We start from the raw sequence: 16727 nt of genomic DNA on the forward strand, positions 1-16727 counted from the left end.
AAGATGAACCTCGACGCGCTGCAGAAAACCCTTCTCGACGGCCGCACCAAGGGCATCCCGGCGACAGCCGACCCCTTCGCCCTGCAGGACATTGGCGGCAAGGGCTGGAACGTCCTCCGCGAAGACCTGCCCATGCCGCTGATGCTGCTCAAACGCAGCGCACTCGACCACAATGCCAGCGTTTTCGGGCAATATCTGACGAGCCACAACCTGTCCCTGGCCCCCCATGGCAAGACCACCATGAGCCCGCAAATCTTCGCCGAGCAGCTCGCGGGTGGCGCCTGGGGCATGACGGCCGCCACCGTCAATCAGGTGCAGGTCATGCACCATTATGGCGTCAAGCGCGTGCTCCTCGCCAACCAGCTCATCGGCAAGGCGCATCTCGCCGGCATCGCCGCACTTATCGACAGCGACCCGGCATTCGATTTTTTGTGCTTTCTCGATTCCGCCGCCCAGCTCGACAATATGCTCACGCATCTGCGTGAGCTTGCGCCTGTCCGGCCGATAAAAGCCTTGCTCGAAATCGGCGCCAAGGGCGGCCGCACCGGCCTCCGCACCGAAGCCGAAGCGCTCGCCCTCGCCGACAAGCTGGCATCGAGCGACCAGAACCTCGTCCGCTTCGCCGGCATCGCCACTTTTGAAGGCGTGGTGCCGGGCATCGACAAGGACCCGATGCTGGTTGAGCCCTTTGCCCAAGGCATCGTCGACATCGCCCGCGCGCTGCCCAAAAACCTCTATGCCGGCCTCGAGGAATTCATCCTCTCGGGCGGCGGTTCCTCTTATTTCGACATCGTTGCCGACCGTTTTTCGACCCTCGACCTGCCGCTTCCCATTCGCGTCCTGCTGCGCTCGGGCTGCTACGTCACCAACGATTCCGGCGCCTACAAGAAGGCCCAGGACGAAGCCAAGGCCGATCCACGCCGCTCGTGGAAATCCGATCTGCAACCGGCGCTCGAAGCCTGGGCCTATGTCCAGTCCATGCCCGAACCCGGCCTCGCCTTCCTCTCCATGGGCAAGCGCGACGTGCCCTACGATTCAGGCCTGCCCATCCCGTTCAAGCGCTACCGTCCCGGCACCGGCTTCCTGCCCGTCGGCGAGGCAACAATCTTCGCCACCAATGACCAGCACGCCTATGTGCGCCTCGGCTCCGACACCGACTGGCGGGTGGGCGACCTCATCGCCTCCGGCGTATCGCACCCCTGCACCGCCTTCGACAAATGGCGGTTCCTGCCCATCGTCGATGACGACTACACCGTCACTGACGGCGTTCTAACCTTCTTCTGACCAAGGACTGCGCCATGTCCAAGACCATACTTTTCGGGGGCCTCTATCACGAGACCCATACCTTCCTCGCCGACAAGACCGGCATGGCCCAGTTCGAGGATGGCGGCATCCGCATCGGTCAGGCGGCAGTGGACCAGAACCGCGGCAATGGCTCGCCCAGCGCCGGCTTCATCGACTATGCCGAAAAGGCCGGCTGGCGCATCCTCCCTACCATTCAGATGGCCGCTCAACCGGCCGGCAAGGTAACCGACGACGTTGTCGACCTGTTCTTCGAACATTTCCTGGCTGGCCTTGATCGCCATATCGATGAGATCGACGGCATCTTTCTCGTCCTCCACGGCGCCATGGTCAGCGAAGGCTCCGACGATGTCGAAGGCCTCGTCATCAAGACCATTCGCGACCGCCTGAAAGCTGCCGGGCGCGGCAACCTGCCGGTTGGTGCCGTCCTCGACCTCCACGGCAATATTTCTAAAATCATGGTCGAGAATTCGACAGTGCTCCGCGCCTATCGCGAAAACCCCCATACCGACGCCTACGAATCCGCCGTCGCCGCTGCCGAACTGCTCGATCGCGCTTTCAGCGAACCCAATATCAAAGCCCTGCAACGCTCGACCAAATACGTCATCTCGCCTGTGGGCGTCGGCTCCGCCAATGATCCGATGAAGAGCGTCCTCGCCGCCGCCCGCGCTATCGAGGCCAGCGATTCCGACATCCTCACCATCAATGTCATGGCCGGCTACGCCTATTCCGACATTCCCGATTGCGGCTTTAGCCTCAATCTCGTCACCAAGGGCCCCGTCGCCGCTGCCGAAAAACACCTCGACACCTTGGTCAGCGTCCTCGAAGCCAATATCGAAGCCGGCTATCCGCACGAAGACGATCTCGCCACCGCCCTAGCCAAAGCCGACGCCCTGCCGCCGGGTACAGGCCCGATCCTCCTCATCGAACCCGCCGACAATATCGGCGGCGGCACGCCAGGCGATGCGACGGGCCTTCTCGGTCCCCTTCTCGAAACCGGTCGCAAAAACATCCTCGCCGCCCTCGCCGATCGAGAGGCCGTGGCCAAATGCTTCGCCGCCGGAGCGGGCGCAGAAGTCTCCCTGCTGATCGGCGGCAAGACCGACGCCCATCATGGCGCCCCGATCCCCTTCACCGGAACGGTCGAACACCTCAGCGACGGCGTCTTCCAGCTCGAAAACCCCAAATCGCACCTCGCCTCCATGGGCGGCACGACCATCCGCATGGGCCGCTGCGCCGTTATCGCCAACAACCAGGCCAAAATCCTGCTCTCCGAACGCAAGACGGCGCCAATGGATCTGGGCCAATACCATTCGCAGGGCCTGCGCCCCGAAGACGCCACCTATGTCGTCATCAAGGCCGCCGTCTCCCATCGCGCCGCCTATGACTCGATCCAGCGCGCCAGTTTTTACGTCGACAGCCCCGGCCTCTGCACCAGCGACTTGCGCCGCCTGCCCTTCACCAAGCTTCAAGGCAAGGTCATTTCCTTGAGCTGAACATGCCAAGACCCCAGCGAGATCGAAGAGGTTTGCGGCGGAGCCCTCCGGGGCTCCGCCAATGCCATTCAGATCTTGCCTGCGGCCCGAAGATCGGCCTGCAACTTGGCCTGATAGGCCGCCCTTGCTTCCTCATCCACCTTGGCGCTCTCCCCGAAATAGACGAAGCCCAGCGCCCGCCGCGCTCGCGTCGGCGAAGTATTCGGCCCGGCCCAATGGATGGTCTTGGAATGGTGCATCAGGAAGGTGCCCGCGTCGCCCGGAAACGCCACCGTATTGGCCTTGTCGTTCTCGGTGCCGAAATCGGTAATCCCCTGCGAAAAGCCAAGGATTTCCGATCGCCCATGCGGCCGATACCCATCGATCTTGTGCGAGCCCCGCACATAGTGGATGCAGCCGTTCTCCGCATCGACCCGCTCCATCGCCAGCCAGCCGGTAACGGCCGCCGGCGGATTGAAATGGAAATAGTAGCCATCCTGATGCGGCGGTGTCGGCTTGCCGATACCGGCAGGCTTGTTGAAATATTCAAGGTTCACCGCCCGCGCCTTTTCGCCCAGCATGGTCTCGGCCAGTTCGCGGATCATGTCAGTCTCCAGCAGATCGCGAAAATACGCATCATAGTGCTGCATGTTCTGCATCTGCTTGAGCGTGCCCTTGGCGCCCTTCTCTTCATAGAACACTTCCGTGTCCTTCATTTCAGGCACGCAGCTTTCGACGTAGCGGTCGAATTCGCGATTGATCTCCGCCATCTTGCTGGCATCGAAAAGCGGCTTGATGGCGATAAAACCATCTCGGTCGAAATCACTCTTGAGGCTGGTGAGCGGGTCCTGCATGGCCACGGACATCGGCTTTCTCCTTCTGGGTTCCCTCTGCCAACATCTGAGACCAAGCGCCTATCGCCGTCTGTTGAGCAGTGCGGCAGCAAACTAGGAATTCCGATTGCCCGCACCACGCCACAGTGGCGACGCACCCCGCTTCATGCTGCTGTGCTGGCATGACCCAGAGCATCGACCCCGATGGCATCATTCTGCGCGAACACCGTCTCGGTCGCTTCGACCGGCGCATGCCTATCGGGCCGGCCCAATGGGATTTTCACGACCTCCTCTGGATCCACGAGGGCAGCGTGCGCCTCAGTATCAGCGGCGACAACATCACCCTCAGCGCTCCCGGCGGTATCCTGATCCTCCCCAACACCCCCTTCTCCGGTACTGCCATAGGCGGCTTCGCTACCGCCTCGATCTGCCACTTCACTCTCGTCGGCACCGAGACCATCGACCCCGGCTACCTCCTACCGCGTCCCGGTGAAGCGATGCACATACAGGCCATGCTGCGCCTCAGCCTTGGCCTCGCCGGCGCCACGGCCGAGCCCGACCTGCAACGCCGTCGCCGGCTTCTCCTCGCCATGCTCGACTGTTTCGATATCCCTAAAGCCACCACCCATGCACCTGAGCCCAGCGATGACGGTCTCGACATGGCCTGGGGCCAGGCAACAAAATCCCTCCACAAGATGCGGACGCTCAGCGATGTCGCCGCCGTGATGGGCGTGCACGAAAGTGCCCTCCGCGCCCGCCATCGCCGCCAATACCGCACCTCTGCTGGTAGTCATCTCCGCGAAATGCGCCTGCGCCGTGCCGAAGACCTGCTCTCGACCACCCGATATACGCTCGGCGAAATCGCCCGCCTTGTCGGCTATGGCCACGCGGAAACCTTCATCGCCGCCTTTCACCGCAGCCGCGGCTGCACGCCCGGCGAATTCCGCCACCGCTCCAATCCCTTTGCCTGAGAGCCCCCATGCAGCTCCTTGAGACCGGCACGATCTACGCCAACCCCGACCCGCTTCTCGTCAGCCGCCAGGCCGCCTTCCCCGGCCTCGCCCGCCTGGCCAATGGCGACATCGTCGCGCTTTTCTCCATCGGCCAGGCCTTCGACGCTGCCGACATGCGCGCCTATGCCAGCCGCAGCACAGACAAGGGCTGGACCTGGAGCACTCCTGCGCGGCTCCACACCAACACCTTCACCCCCGAAGAATCCGAAACTTTCAAGCCGGTTGCCCTCGCTGACGGCTCCCTCCTCGCCACCGGCTACGTCTTCCTCCGCCCCACCCCACTGGCACCCATCGTCGATCCCAAGACCAACGAACTCTTGCCGCTCCACAACAAGCTGTCCCGCTCCCGCGACGGCGGCCACACCTGGACGGTGCCGGAGCGTTTCATCGTCGAAAATGCCGGTCTCGAACTCTCCGGCCCCATCATCCAGCACGGCTCGGGGGAACTGCTCGGCTCAGGCGCCCCATTCCACCTCGGCCCCGACGATCACGAAGGCTGGCTGATCTCCAGCGTCGACAACGGCAAGACCTGGCAGAAAAAATCTATCTTCTTCCGCGCCGAACCGAGCACCATCGCCCCTTGGGAAAGCCGCCTGATCGACTTCGGCAACGAGCGCATCGGCGTCCTCTTCTGGGCTTTCGATATCGCCGCCGGCCGCAACCTGACCAATCGCCTCGCCCTCTCCGAGGATGGCGGCAAAACCTTCCGCACCCTCGACACCGGCATCTCAGCCCAGGCCTCCAACGGCCTCGCCCTTGGCGACAGCGAAATGCTCAGCATTCACGCCCACCGCGAATCCCCCGTCGGCCTCAATATCTATCGCTCCCGCCTCCACCATGATCGTCTGGAAGTGCTGGACACACTCGCCCTTTTCGCCGACGAGAGACTGAGGCAACGGACGGGGGAGACCGACCCATTCGCCAGCCTGCGCTTCGGCCAGCCGAGCCTCCTGGCGCTGGGAAAAAGCGAATACCTCGCCTGCTGCTGGCAGGTCGAAGACAGCCAGCACGTCATCAAAACTTTCCGCATCCGGCTCTGAGGCCATAGTGTCGACGACACCAGAACTGACCGATTACGCCAAGCTGAGAAAAATGCCGTTCTACTACGGCTATTCTGTACTCACCGGCACCGCCGTGCTCTGCACCGTCGGCGCGCCGCTGGTGCTGTTTTCGGCGGAACTGGGCATCGACAAGGACCGCATCGGCCTCATCGGCGGCATCCTGCCCTTCTTTCAGGTCCTCGGCATTGCCGCCCTGCCGGTCATCCTGCACTTCGGCACCAAGCGGGTCGCGGCCCTCGCGCTCATCGCCCGCTACCTCTTCCTGCTACCGCTTTTCGTTGCGCCCCTCTTCATGGCCACGCCCAACGTCGCCTTCGCGCTGATCTTCGGCGCCATCATCTGCTTCGCCATCTGCCGCACGCTCTCCGAAGCCGCCGTCGTCCCCTGGTCGCAGGAGATCATTCCCCGCCTCGTGCGCGGCCAGGTCAGCGGCAAAAACGCGCTGGCCTATCTACCTACGGCCCTCATCGGGTCCTTCCTCATCCAGCTCTGGCTCGATGGACAAGAAGGCATCGAGCGCTTCTATCCAGTCTTTGCCATTGGCATCGTCATCGGCATTGTCGGCGGCCTCTTCCTTTTCGGCCTTGGCGGCGGCGGCCCACGCAAATCATCCAGCAGCAGTCTCGACGCCATCCGCCAGCTCCGCGTGCCGCTGCGCGACCGCAATTTCCTTGCCTTCCTCTATTCCTCCGGCAGCCAATATCTCGTCTTCTCAGCCCTCAATATCTTCATGCTGCTCTTCTTCCGCGAGCGGCTGGGCATTTCGAGCGGCCAGATCGTGCTCATGGCCGCGCTCGTCCCGGTCGGCTCAGCCGCCGGCAGCTATGCCGCCGGCTGGTTCATCGACCGCCACGGCACCCGCGCGATCCGCATCACCCTGCAGACCCTGCAGGTCGTCATGCTCCTCGCCTTGCCCTTCCTCCACGATGGCATCCCCGGCGTCGAACTGCTCGTCGGCCTCGTTTTCTTCCTCTTCGGCTTCCTCGTGCAGGGCGCCATGGTCGGCGGCAGCGTCTATATGCTCAACTATGTGCCGCCCACAGAGCGCGAGAGCTACATGGCCCTCGCCTATTCGAGCGATGGCATTTTTGGCGGCGGCCTCACCGTCCTCGCTGGCATATTGGTGCAATATTTCGAGCACAGCGGCACCAGCCTCGGCCCCGCCCATATCGGTGGCTACGAAGCGCTCTTCCTCGTCGCCGCCTTGGTCACCGCCAGCTCCGCCGCCGTCTTCGCCCTTCTCAAGGAAGAAGGCGCCACCGGCGTCCGCGATTTCCTCGGGCAGTTCTCCACCGGCAATCCCCTGCGCGCCCTCTGGGGCATTCAGCGCTTTTCCAGCTTTACGTCCGAGCAACGCCGCCGGGACCTCGCCTATAGCTTTGGCGGCTCCGGCAGCACCCTCGCCAAGGACGAACTGATCTCTGCCCTTTCTGATCCCAGCTTCGATGTCCGCCACGAAGCCATCCGCGCCCTCGGCCGCCTCCCGCCGACACACAAGGCCATTCACGCCCTCGAAGAAATCCTCACCTATGACGGCCTGATCGAGCTGCAATATGCCGCCCTCGATTCCCTCGGCCAGCTTCAGTCCCGTTCGAGCGCCGCAAAGATCGCCCGCTTCCTCGATGACGGCAATCGCCTCCTGCGCTCCCGCGCCGCCCGCTCGCTCGGCGACATCCGCGCCGAACTCTATCTGCCCGCCATCCGAAAAATGCTCGTCGAAGACGCCGATATCGACTGCCGCCTCGCCGCCGCCTCCGCCCTCGGCAAGTTCGGCGACCGGCAAAGCGTTCCCGCCCTCGTCGCCATCTATGTCGACCAGGCCCACGACGAGAATCCGATCAGCGAGCCCCGCAGCAAAGTCGTGCTGCTGGCCATCTCAAAAATCCTCGGCATCGAGGAACAGTTCGCCCGCAATTGGCGGCGCGAACAGCGCATGCCCGGCTACTGCCTGCCGGCCCTGTTAAGCCGGCTCGCCAAAGCGCTTGATACAAGGGACGAGCGCACGGAAAGCGTCCGCGTCGCGCTACAACATGCGGCCGCCGGCCTCGGCACCGGCCCCACCGCGGAAAGCTTCGCCGCCCTCCGCGCCCTGCGTCCCCTCATCGCCGCCTCGCCCCATCGCGAAGCGCTGCCCGTCGTCGAACTCATCGATGGCACCGAAGGCATAACCGAAGCCCACCCAGCCCTTATGGTGCTGCTGGCCGTAGCCGCCCGCCACGTCCTCCGGCCGCCAAAGGACTAGGTCGCAGCCTTCTTGCCCGGCCATCCCATCAGCAACTGCACCGACTTCTCCGCCTCTTTCGCCTTATCCGCATCCTTGAAGATGCGCATCACGCAACGCGGTTCGGTGCGGCTGATGACGTCATAGACGAGGTGATAACCGGTCTTGTCCATGATCGGCCCGATCCATCCGGCGCAATGGTCGCAATAGCGCGTCATCGGCGCAGCATCGTTGTCCATCACCTTGGCAAGGCTCGGACAGCCATGCATGTGCAGCTCGAGATGCTCGTCATCGACCATCAGGTCGAGCTCGCAATTTTCCTCTTCCTCGATCACCGACCAATATTCGTACATGCCTTGCAGGCCCTTGGTCCTGATCAGGTCAAGAATATGCTTTTCCTGGTTCTTGCTGATTTCGAGCCAGTAGAGGTCAAGGTCCTCCTGCCCCTTGCTCTCAAGGAACTTGAACACCTCGTTATAGAAGCGGGTGAAATGGTCGCTCGGGATCATGCGCGCCTCCGGATGATCTGCCGGCAGGCGCCCGGCCCGGTAATCTCGGTATCAATCCGATAGGGCGTGCCCTCGGCGATCGCCTCGTTCACCTTGGTCGTCTGGTCGCAGAAATGCGCCGAAACCGATGGCGAGATCTTCGCGACATGGTGATAGGCCGTGCAGCGGCGCACGGTAAGCACGATCTCGTCCTCACTGACTGCAATGTCATAGTCGGCATTTTCGCGGGTAAAAAAATGCCGCCAATGCCGCACCAGCTCTTCGGGATGCCCCTCCAGCATATGCCGCCGCAGGTCGACATAAACATCCCTGCCCACCTTGGCGAAAATCTCGTGCAACACCTCGACGCCATAGCGCTCGACGATGAAGTCGATGGTCGTGTTCACCGCACCATGAAAATCGAGGTGAACATTGCCCTCTTCCTGATAGCGCAGGGGTGTTTCAGGCCGCTTTTGCATGGTCGCGCCTAAAATAGGATTTGCCACCAACAATGGTCTCCTCAACCGACAAGTCCACAGCATCGAGCAGCACGAAGTCGGCCAGCTTCCCGGCTTCGATACTGCCGAGGTCTGCCTCCCGCCCGACAACCCGCGCCGGCACCAGGCTCGCCGCATATGCGGCCTGCGCCAGATCAACACCGGCCATCGAAATATAGTTTCGCATGCCCTCATCGGAGGTCAAAGACGAGCCGCAAAGCCCGCCATTCCGATCCCGCACCGCCCTGCCAGGCGCGCTGGTCACGAAATAGCCGGGATAGAACTCGAATTCCGTCCCCGGCAGCCCGGCATATTTCATCGAATCCGTCTCGAGAAACACCCGATCGGCCGGCAATTGCGCCAGGATGCGCAGGAGCTTCGGATGCGCATGAATGCCATCGGCGACAACGCCCAGCGCCAGATGCCGCTCGGCCAGGAGCGCATCGGGCAGCGAAAACACATGCACCCCCGAATTATCCGGCGGGATCGTCCGCATCACGTCATACATATGCGTCACCGCATCGATGCCCCAGCCGACATAGCGCGAAACATCGTCCGGCGCCGCCTGGCTATGGCCGAAATGGATCGAAACCCCTGCCGCCTTCATCCGGCGGATAAACTGCTCCGCCCCCGGCAGTTCCGGCGCAATGGTCACCGCCGCCAGCCGCCCACCTGCCTGTTCCAGCATCATCTCTGCCAGTTCCACTGACGGCAGTTGCAGGTTCTGCGGATTATGCGCCCCCGGCGAATTGAAGCACGGCCCCTCGCTGTGCATGCCCAATGCCCGCGCTCCCTCCGCACGATCACAAGCCTCGGAAAGCCGCGACAGCACTGAGCCGAATTCGGCGGGCGGTTGGCACCCGATGGACGGCAAAAACGCCGTCACCCCGCGCGCCGGCAGCTTGGCGGCGGAGTCGGCCACCCCATTCGGCGTCGCATCGGAATAAAGGTTGATGTCGAAACCATGCTGCAAGAGGTCGATCATACCCGGAAACAGCAGCTTCCCACTGGCATCCTGCACCTGCCAATCCGCCCCGGTCGTCGTTTCCGGTGCGACAATGCCCAGAATCCGGCCGTCTTCCACCAACAGGTCATGGCGCAGAATCCCGGTGGGCGTCACCACGAGACCGCCTGCCCACTTCTGCTTGACACTCATTGGGGAACCTCTATTAGCATGTTATTATGCTAATGAGTTAACTCACTTCGTTTCGGGTGTAAATATGGATCGCCGCACCGTCTGCATTACCGGCTCCACGCATGGCATAGGCCTTGGAATTGCCAAGGCTTTTGCCGCTGACGGCCACCGCTTGATCCTCAATTCTCACATTCGCGACCACCATGCGGAAGCTGCCATAGGCGAGCTTTCTGCTCTTACCGATGTGCGCTTTGTGCAAACCGATCTCTCAAAGGCGGGCGGCGCAGAACGGCTCATCGAAGAGGCTCACGCACAGTGGGGGGCGCTCGACACCCTCGTCAACAATGCCGGCACTTTTCTCGATGCCCCCTTCGGCCAGCTCACCGAAGACATCTTCGACCGCACCTTCGCGCTCAATGTGCGCGCTTATCTCTTCGCGAGCCAAGCCTTCGCCAACCGCGTAACTCAGGGCCAGACCGGCGCCAGCATCATCTGCGTCGGCTCGACCAATTCCATGGCCGCCGAACGCGATAGCGTCGCCTACGACACCTCCAAAGGCGCCGTGCTCATGCTGGTCAAATCCCTTGCGGTGACCCTCGCCAGCCGCGGTATCCGCGTAAACGGCCTCGGCCCTGGCCTCGTCCGCACGCCGCTCACCGCTGCGGCCCTCGCCTCGGAAGACCTGAGAAAGTCCCTCGCCCGACAGATTCCGCTCGGCCGTATCGCCGAACCCGAAGATATCGGTGGAGCCGCGGTCTTTCTTGCTTCCGATGAGGCGCGTTATATTACAGGACAGATGTTGTTCATCGATGGCGGGATTCTTGCCAACCAACTGTCCTGGGGTGTCGAACCGTGAATGTTGAACTGACACCGCGCCACCTGCAATTGCGGGACCTCTTGTTCCGCCGTTGGAAAACGGCCGGCCTCAAGGCGGGGGACAAGATCGAGTCGCAGAACGAGATCACCAAATTCTGCGATTTCTCGCTGATCACCGTCATCAAGACCCTCAAGGACCTCGAAGCCGAAGGCGTCATCCGTCGCCAGGTCGGCCGCGGCTCCTTCCTAGAAAAAGCCCCCTGGGCCGAAGCTCACCACCGCGTCGGCTTCTTCTATAACCGCAACATCGTCGGCGGCGGCATCTTCAACAACGAATTCTACACCCGCCTCGTCATCGCGCTCGAACGCGGCATTGTCTCGGATGGGCATGAATTCGTCATGGGCAGTTTCACCCACGACAAGATGCCGGTCACCTTCTGGGACCGCCTCGACATGGTCGTCCTCGCCGGTATCACCGACGAAACCGATATTTCCGCCCTCGGCCAGACCACGAGCCAGGTCAGCGTCCTAGACGCCACGCTCGACCTGCCGGGCATCCATAGCTACGGCCTCGACTATGGCCCGGCCTTCGAGGAAATGTTCGCCCGGCTCGGCAACAGACCCAATCGCGTCCTCTATCTCGACACGGTTCACCTCTCCTCCGAACAGGCCTCACGCCTCGAAAAATTCAAAACCGCCTGCGCGGCGAGCGAGGCGGTCCAGATTCTGCGCATCACCGAAGTGAACCAGGAAGACCAGGCGGCCGATATCGCGCCGCTCGAAGAGACCATCGCCGAGTTCCAGCCCGACCTCATCTGTGGCTATATGCACCACCGCTGGCACGCCCGCATGGCCGAAGCGCTCGCCAAGCCGGTGCGCATCTATCCCTATGGGCTCGATTCCCACCGCCCCGGCTTCGTCGTCGAAAGCGGCGCCTGGCTCAAGACCGTGCTGCCGACCATCTACCAGAACCTTGATGACCGGCCCGGCGAAGGCGGTGTCCACACTTTCCCGGCCCATTTCGTTTACTGATCAGGACCTTTTCCATGCTCAAGCTCGTCGATAGCGGCGCCCGCTCGCACCTGCCTTTCAGCCCCGCCTTCATCGCCGGCGACCTGATGTTCGTCTCCGGCCAGGCCTCGGTCGATAGCGCCAGCGGCGCCATCATCACCGATACGTTTGAAGGCGAAATGCGCCGCTCGATCGAAAATCTGCGCGCCATCCTGGAAGCCGGCGGCCTCAGCCTCGACCACGTCGTCAATGTCAAATCCTACGTCGCCGACGAGGCCGACCTCGCCCTCTACAACCAGATCTATCCCGAATACTTCAGTGACCCCCGCCCCAGCCGCAGCACCATCGTCGGCGTCCTCGGTACCAAGCTCAAATTCGAACTCGACTGCGTCGCCTATGCCAAGGCCACCCGCCAAGAGGCGGAACGCATCGGCTAAACCTGGTCCAGCCCCAGCGGATCATCATCCAGCGGCCAGATCGGCCGCTGCAGACGCTCGAAAGGCAGGGCCTTCCAGTCGGGGTTGCTGGTGCCCGGCGTCGCCACGAACAGTTGTTTTCGTGAGATCGGCGCAAACAGGTCCTTCTGCTTGTAGAGATTCTTGATCGAAACCACTTGCTTGGTTTCGTAGATAATGCCGTGACGGCTCATCAGGTCCAGGGAATAGAGATTGGTCCTGAGGCTCGTCAGCAGCACCTCGATCCCTTCGACCCGCACCACCGCCACATCGCCGATGCGGATTTTTTCGTCGCCAATATGCCCCTGCCAGGAATCCGCCGCGAGGTGCAGGACTTCCGCCTCCGCATCAAGCGCTGGTCCCGAATGCGGCTCATACTTGCCGCCGATCCTGAGCTTTAGCCGCGCACCGAGCCCAACCTGAAAACAGATTTTCACTGCCAGCGGATCCCACAATGGCACTACCGCCGCGTTGCGAATGCCCGCTTCGATGAAAGCCCTCAGCACATAAGTCGTGTCGCCAGGTGCGCCGCTGCCGATCTGATCAGCCGTATCGGCGATCACCAGCGGCATACTGCCCACGGTTTTCGCTTCGGCTATGGCCTCGTCGAAGGGCGTGAAAGGCAGCGTCGCTTCGTTCCGGATTGCATAAAACCTCCGGCCAAAATCTGCCGCCACACTCTCGGCGAGCGCCGCATCCCCATCCACCACCGCCAGCATCTTCACCCCCGCCTGCGGCAGGTCGGCCCATGGAAACCCATGATTGAGCGATAGCGACAGCACGCCGCCTTTCCCCTCTGCCGCTTCCATCTCCGCACAGAATCCGGGCATAGGCCCTTCCATCGTCGTCGGAAAAAGCCCGATGCTGCGGCAATCGAACAGCGCCATCTCAGGCGCAATCTCGCCCGCCAGCGTGCGCTGCATGAGATCGAACACCTCATGCGCCCGCTCATTGTGGTCGATATGCGGATAGGTCTTGTAGAAGACGATGATATCGGCCGCCTCGACGAGCACGTCGTCGATATGGGCATGTAGGTCGAGTTCGAGACCGATCCTGACCTCGCTCCCCACAATAGCCCGCATCCGCATTACAAGATCGGCCTCGCAGTCATCGTAGCCATCCGCGATCATCGCGCCATGAAGGAACATCAGCACCGCATCGACCGGCCCAGCCGCTTTCAGGTCGCCGAGGATACGATCGCGCATGCTCTCATAGGCCGGCCTCGTCGTCGGCCCCGCCGGATTGGCAAAGGCAAAAAGGCTCTGCACCACCTCCCAACCTTCCGCCTCCGCGCGCTTCAACCAGGTCTGCCCCGGCCCGCTCCACGGTGACGGCATGGCACTCGCAATATCGCCCTCATTCCAGAAGCAGTCGTAGAAATCCTCGATCCCTGTGGGGAAGGACGCGAAGGTATTGGTCTCGGTGCCAAGCGTGGCGATAAAGATGCGCATGGAAAAATCTCGCTAGATATCGAGAAGACGGCTGTGCTGGTCGAGCCAGGTTCCGGGCACCAGCACCGCTTTGCGCGCCCGCTCGTCCTCCGCAATCACCTCAGGCGTATAGACCGGCGCATTCCCGTCCTGCGGCTCGTAGCCGAGGATCCGCCGTGCCGGCTCAATGTCCCAACGCATGCCCGGATTGTCGGAGACAAGATTGAAGATCCCAAACCCCACCTTCGGCGCCACGACGGCACAATCCATTCCGTGGAGAAAATCGCGATTGGACAGCCACATTTCCTGCCCCCAACTGCCAATACCCAGATCAGGTCCCGGCAGGTTCGTTCCCGGCCAGATATTGCCGATGCGGAAGGCGATGAAGTCGTCCCCGGTCTCAGCGGCAAAAGCCCGCCCCATTTCCTCACCCATCAGCTTTGACACCGCATAGGGATTGAGCGGCAGCGGCGATGAGGCAGAACCGATCCGTTCCGAGCGAAACCGATAGCCGCCCATGACCTGATTGGTGCTGGCAAACACCACGCGCGGCACCCCCGCCTCCCGCGCCGCCCGCAACACATTGGCCGTGCCAACCACATTGGCCGGCTGCACCTGCTCCCATTTCGACCCCGGCGAAATCTGCCCCGCGAGATGCACGACCACGTCAATACCTGCGAAGCGTCCAGCCCAATCCGCGCCGAACACGCTGATATCGGCACTGATCACATCGGCTCCACCCGCCCGGTCGAGGAGGACAAGCTCATGCGTCCCGCCGGCCCGCCAATGCGCGACCAGCTTGCTGCCCAGATTGCCGGCGGCGCCAGTGATGAGAACGCGCGCCATCGCTAAAACTCCCGCGCCAGATTTTGGAAGATCAGTCCCTTGAGGCCGCTTTCGCTCGCCGCTTGGGCAATCTGGCTCAAGGTCGCCGGGTCAAGCGGAATGCCATCCATCCGCTGCCGTCGCACCGCCTGTTCCGGCTGCCCCGGCAGCAATACCTGCCCGGGCTTTTCGGCATTTTCCGACTGTACCCAGGCCAGCACCTGCGCCATCTCCGCGCCAAAGGCGTCGAGCGTGCCGATCCGTTCCGGCGACACGAGAATGGACAGCATGGAATTGATCACCGCTGGATCGCTCGCCCCATCGTGCTGCGTCTCCCCGCCCAGCAGCGCCGCTCCCAGCAGCTCGCATGCCAGCGCCAGCCCCCAGCCCTTGTGCTCACCAAACGGCACCAGCACACCGGGCGGATCGGCAAAGAGATCGTTGGGATCATTGGTCGGCAACCCATCCGCCGTCAGCAGCGCATTGTCCGGCAGCACCTTACCCTGGTTGCGATAGACGCGGATCTTTCCCATGGCCAGGCGGCTCGTCGCAAAATCAACCACGACGGGTTCCGCCCCCGCCCTCGGAAATCCCGCAGCAAAGGGATTGGTGCCTAGTCGCGCCTTCGTTCCTCCAAATGGCGCCACGATGGGCCCTGCAACCACATTGACGAAATGCACCGAGACCAGCCCGGCCGCCGCACACTGCTCGGCCCAACGGCCGATGCGCCCCAGATGATGGCTATTGCGCAGGCCGACAATGGCGCTGCCCTGCGCCTGCGCCAGTTCGATCCCCGCCTCCATGGCGCGATGCCCCATCACCTGGCCCGCGCCGCGCCCAGCATCGAAGATCACCATGCCGCCCCTGTCGGCAACAGGCTTGAGCGTCTGGTTGAGGACCATGCCGCCCGCCGCAATGCTCTTGAGATAAAGCGGGACCACGCCTACGCCATGGGAATCGTGCCCGCGCAGATTTGCCTCGACCAGATGCTCGGCAATCAGCCCGGCATTTTCCGTCGTCGCCCCGGTCGCCGTAAATAGCTCCGCCACTGCGCGCCGCAGCACGTCCGGCTTCACCGGCAAGGCCCCCATCGCTCTCTCCCGTCCACAAGGATGGATCGAGCCTATGCCAGCCTCGGGGAGCCGATAAGGGAGCCGCGTTTCGCCGCAAGAAACGTCGGCGGGTTTTGTCTTAAACGTTTAGCGAAATCGGTGGCAGCGCAGCGGTGATCCGCCTTGCCGCATCCTGCAGTGCCTCGGCGGCACGATCGACCATGGCCTTCATGCGATTATCCGGGGCCGAAAGGCTCACCGCGGCTATGGGATAGCCCTTGCCGTCGAGAATGGGCACGCCAATGCAGGTCACCCCATCCTCGTTCTCGCCCGTTTCCATGGCAAAGCCGCGCCGCCGCGCTTCCTCGACATGGCGACGGAAGGTCCGCGCATCGGTCAGCGTGCGATAGGTGCGCTGCTCATATTCGGGCCGCACCAGCCGCTCGACCGTTTCGCTTGGCAGAAACGCCGCCATGGCCTTGCCCAGCGAGGTCGAATGCACGGGGTGCCGATGGCCGATGCGCGCCTGGAACCTCTGCGAGCGCGTCGCCTCGCGAATATCGACATAGACGACTTCATCGTCCGCCAGCACCGCCAGGTTCACCGTCTCGCGAAATCCACCGACCAGCACATCGAGTTCACCCTGCGCCGTACTGCGAAGGCTGTGATAGATCGCGTCCGTCTGCGCCAGTTCGCGAAATTTTTCGCCGACGCCGTAGCGGTCCTGCACGATGTCGTGCGCAAAAAGCCCGGCAGCCGAGAGCGTCTGCAGATAACGAAACACTGTGGTCTTGGGCATGCCGAGCGCCTGCACCACCTCGGTCAAGGTCACGTCATGCGCCTGGCTCGCAACATAGGCAAACACCTGCATCGCCTTGGCAACCGGCAAAACCGAATAGGGGTCGCTACCCTTGGCCACTCTATCCTCCGAGACCCATCGGGCATGATTAGAGAATGCTGCCGCCCACGCTGTCAACAGACTGACATTTTGCACATCTCTTGAGCAGTCGACCCTCGCTTATTTCGTAAAGCGAAACGCGGCCCGATTTACAGCCCATTCCCTTGGATGCGTCATTAGGCCAGACGTGTGCCGAAGGGGCCCGGCCAAGCCGG

General features: G+C 62.5%; 16 protein-coding genes. 8 read left to right on the forward strand and 8 right to left on the reverse strand.

Going from position 1 to position 16727, the window contains the following annotated elements; all coding sequences use genetic code 11:
* Positions 1 to 3: 3 nt before the first annotated feature.
* Both JP75_RS00755 and JP75_RS00760 read left to right on the forward strand, forming a co-directional pair.
* A complete protein-coding gene (locus JP75_RS00755; RefSeq protein WP_051960065.1) occupies positions 4 to 1284 on the forward strand; it encodes an amino acid deaminase in 1281 nt (426 codons plus the stop codon).
* A 14-nt stretch (positions 1285 to 1298) separates the two neighbouring features.
* Entirely contained in the window at positions 1299 to 2798 is a 1500-nt protein-coding gene (locus JP75_RS00760) for a M81 family metallopeptidase (RefSeq protein WP_035077766.1), read from the forward strand.
* A gap of 68 nt (positions 2799 to 2866) precedes the next feature.
* Here JP75_RS00760 and JP75_RS00765 read toward each other — a convergent pair whose 3' ends face one another.
* Positions 2867 to 3643, reverse strand: coding sequence for a phytanoyl-CoA dioxygenase family protein (locus JP75_RS00765; RefSeq protein WP_201772887.1), 777 nt, complete (start codon positions 3641 to 3643; stop codon positions 2867 to 2869).
* A 149-nt stretch (positions 3644 to 3792) separates the two neighbouring features.
* Between JP75_RS00765 and JP75_RS00770 the strand changes: the two genes are divergently transcribed.
* The 3 genes from JP75_RS00770 to JP75_RS00780 are packed head-to-tail and all read left to right on the forward strand — an operon-like array spanning position 3793 to position 7926.
* Positions 3793 to 4581, forward strand: a complete 789-nt coding sequence (locus JP75_RS00770) for a helix-turn-helix transcriptional regulator (RefSeq protein WP_035077769.1) — start codon at positions 3793 to 3795, stop codon at positions 4579 to 4581.
* Positions 4582 to 4589: 8 nt separating this feature from the next.
* On the forward strand, positions 4590 to 5663 hold the full coding sequence (locus JP75_RS00775) for a sialidase family protein (RefSeq protein ID WP_035077772.1): 1074 nt from the start codon (positions 4590 to 4592) through the stop codon (positions 5661 to 5663).
* 7 nt (positions 5664 to 5670) lie between these two features.
* Positions 5671 to 7926: an MFS transporter gene (locus JP75_RS00780; RefSeq protein ID WP_152565690.1), complete on the forward strand. Its 2256-nt coding sequence runs from the start codon at positions 5671 to 5673 to the stop codon at positions 7924 to 7926.
* Here the strand turns inward: JP75_RS00780 and JP75_RS00785 are convergent.
* The 3 genes from JP75_RS00785 to JP75_RS00795 are packed head-to-tail and all read right to left on the reverse strand — an operon-like array spanning position 7923 to position 10046.
* Positions 7923 to 8414: a hypothetical protein gene (locus tag JP75_RS00785; RefSeq protein ID WP_035077778.1), complete on the reverse strand. Its 492-nt coding sequence runs from the start codon at positions 8412 to 8414 to the stop codon at positions 7923 to 7925. The two genes, JP75_RS00780 and JP75_RS00785, sit on opposite strands and share 4 nt — an antisense overlap.
* Positions 8411 to 8872: a hypothetical protein gene (locus JP75_RS00790; RefSeq protein WP_035077781.1), complete on the reverse strand. Its 462-nt coding sequence runs from the start codon at positions 8870 to 8872 to the stop codon at positions 8411 to 8413. Before JP75_RS00790 ends, JP75_RS00785 begins: the two co-directional genes overlap by 4 nt.
* A complete protein-coding gene (locus JP75_RS00795; protein ID WP_035077784.1) occupies positions 8856 to 10046 on the reverse strand; it encodes an N-acetylglucosamine-6-phosphate deacetylase in 1191 nt (396 codons plus the stop codon). The genes JP75_RS00790 and JP75_RS00795 overlap by 17 nt, the downstream gene beginning before the upstream one ends.
* A gap of 64 nt (positions 10047 to 10110) precedes the next feature.
* Between JP75_RS00795 and JP75_RS00800 the strand changes: the two genes are divergently transcribed.
* Genes JP75_RS00800 through JP75_RS00810 form a run of 3 tightly spaced genes read left to right on the forward strand, consistent with a single transcriptional unit; the run spans position 10111 to position 12289 of the window.
* The gene (locus JP75_RS00800) at positions 10111 to 10881 is read left to right on the forward strand and encodes an SDR family NAD(P)-dependent oxidoreductase (protein WP_035077787.1); all 771 of its coding nucleotides are present in this window, start codon (positions 10111 to 10113) and stop codon (positions 10879 to 10881) included.
* On the forward strand, positions 10878 to 11873 hold the full coding sequence (locus tag JP75_RS00805) for a GntR family transcriptional regulator (RefSeq protein WP_051960068.1): 996 nt from the start codon (positions 10878 to 10880) through the stop codon (positions 11871 to 11873). Before JP75_RS00800 ends, JP75_RS00805 begins: the two co-directional genes overlap by 4 nt.
* A 14-nt stretch (positions 11874 to 11887) precedes the next feature.
* Positions 11888 to 12289 (forward strand): RidA family protein, encoded by a 402-nt coding sequence (locus tag JP75_RS00810; RefSeq protein WP_035077790.1) that lies wholly within the window; start codon positions 11888 to 11890, stop codon positions 12287 to 12289.
* On the opposite strand, the gene JP75_RS00815 is transcribed toward JP75_RS00810, so the two are convergent.
* From JP75_RS00815 to JP75_RS00830, 4 genes are all read right to left on the reverse strand, one after another.
* The gene (locus JP75_RS00815) at positions 12286 to 13758 is read right to left on the reverse strand and encodes a M81 family metallopeptidase (protein WP_035077793.1); all 1473 of its coding nucleotides are present in this window, start codon (positions 13756 to 13758) and stop codon (positions 12286 to 12288) included. The two genes, JP75_RS00810 and JP75_RS00815, sit on opposite strands and share 4 nt — an antisense overlap.
* A 12-nt stretch (positions 13759 to 13770) precedes the next feature.
* Positions 13771 to 14583, reverse strand: a complete 813-nt coding sequence (locus JP75_RS00820) for an NAD-dependent epimerase/dehydratase family protein (protein ID WP_051960069.1) — start codon at positions 14581 to 14583, stop codon at positions 13771 to 13773.
* Positions 14584 to 14585: 2 nt separating this feature from the next.
* The gene (locus JP75_RS00825; RefSeq protein ID WP_051960071.1) at positions 14586 to 15653 is read right to left on the reverse strand and encodes a malate/lactate/ureidoglycolate dehydrogenase; all 1068 of its coding nucleotides are present in this window, start codon (positions 15651 to 15653) and stop codon (positions 14586 to 14588) included.
* 100 nt (positions 15654 to 15753) lie between these two features.
* Complete coding sequence (locus JP75_RS00830) at positions 15754 to 16533, reverse strand: IclR family transcriptional regulator (RefSeq protein WP_035077797.1); 780 nt, start codon at positions 16531 to 16533, stop codon at positions 15754 to 15756.
* Between the last annotated feature and the right edge of the window lie 194 nt (positions 16534 to 16727).

This window comes from Devosia riboflavina, from assembly GCF_000743575.1.
GTDB classification, from domain to species: domain Bacteria; phylum Pseudomonadota; class Alphaproteobacteria; order Rhizobiales; family Devosiaceae; genus Devosia; species Devosia riboflavina.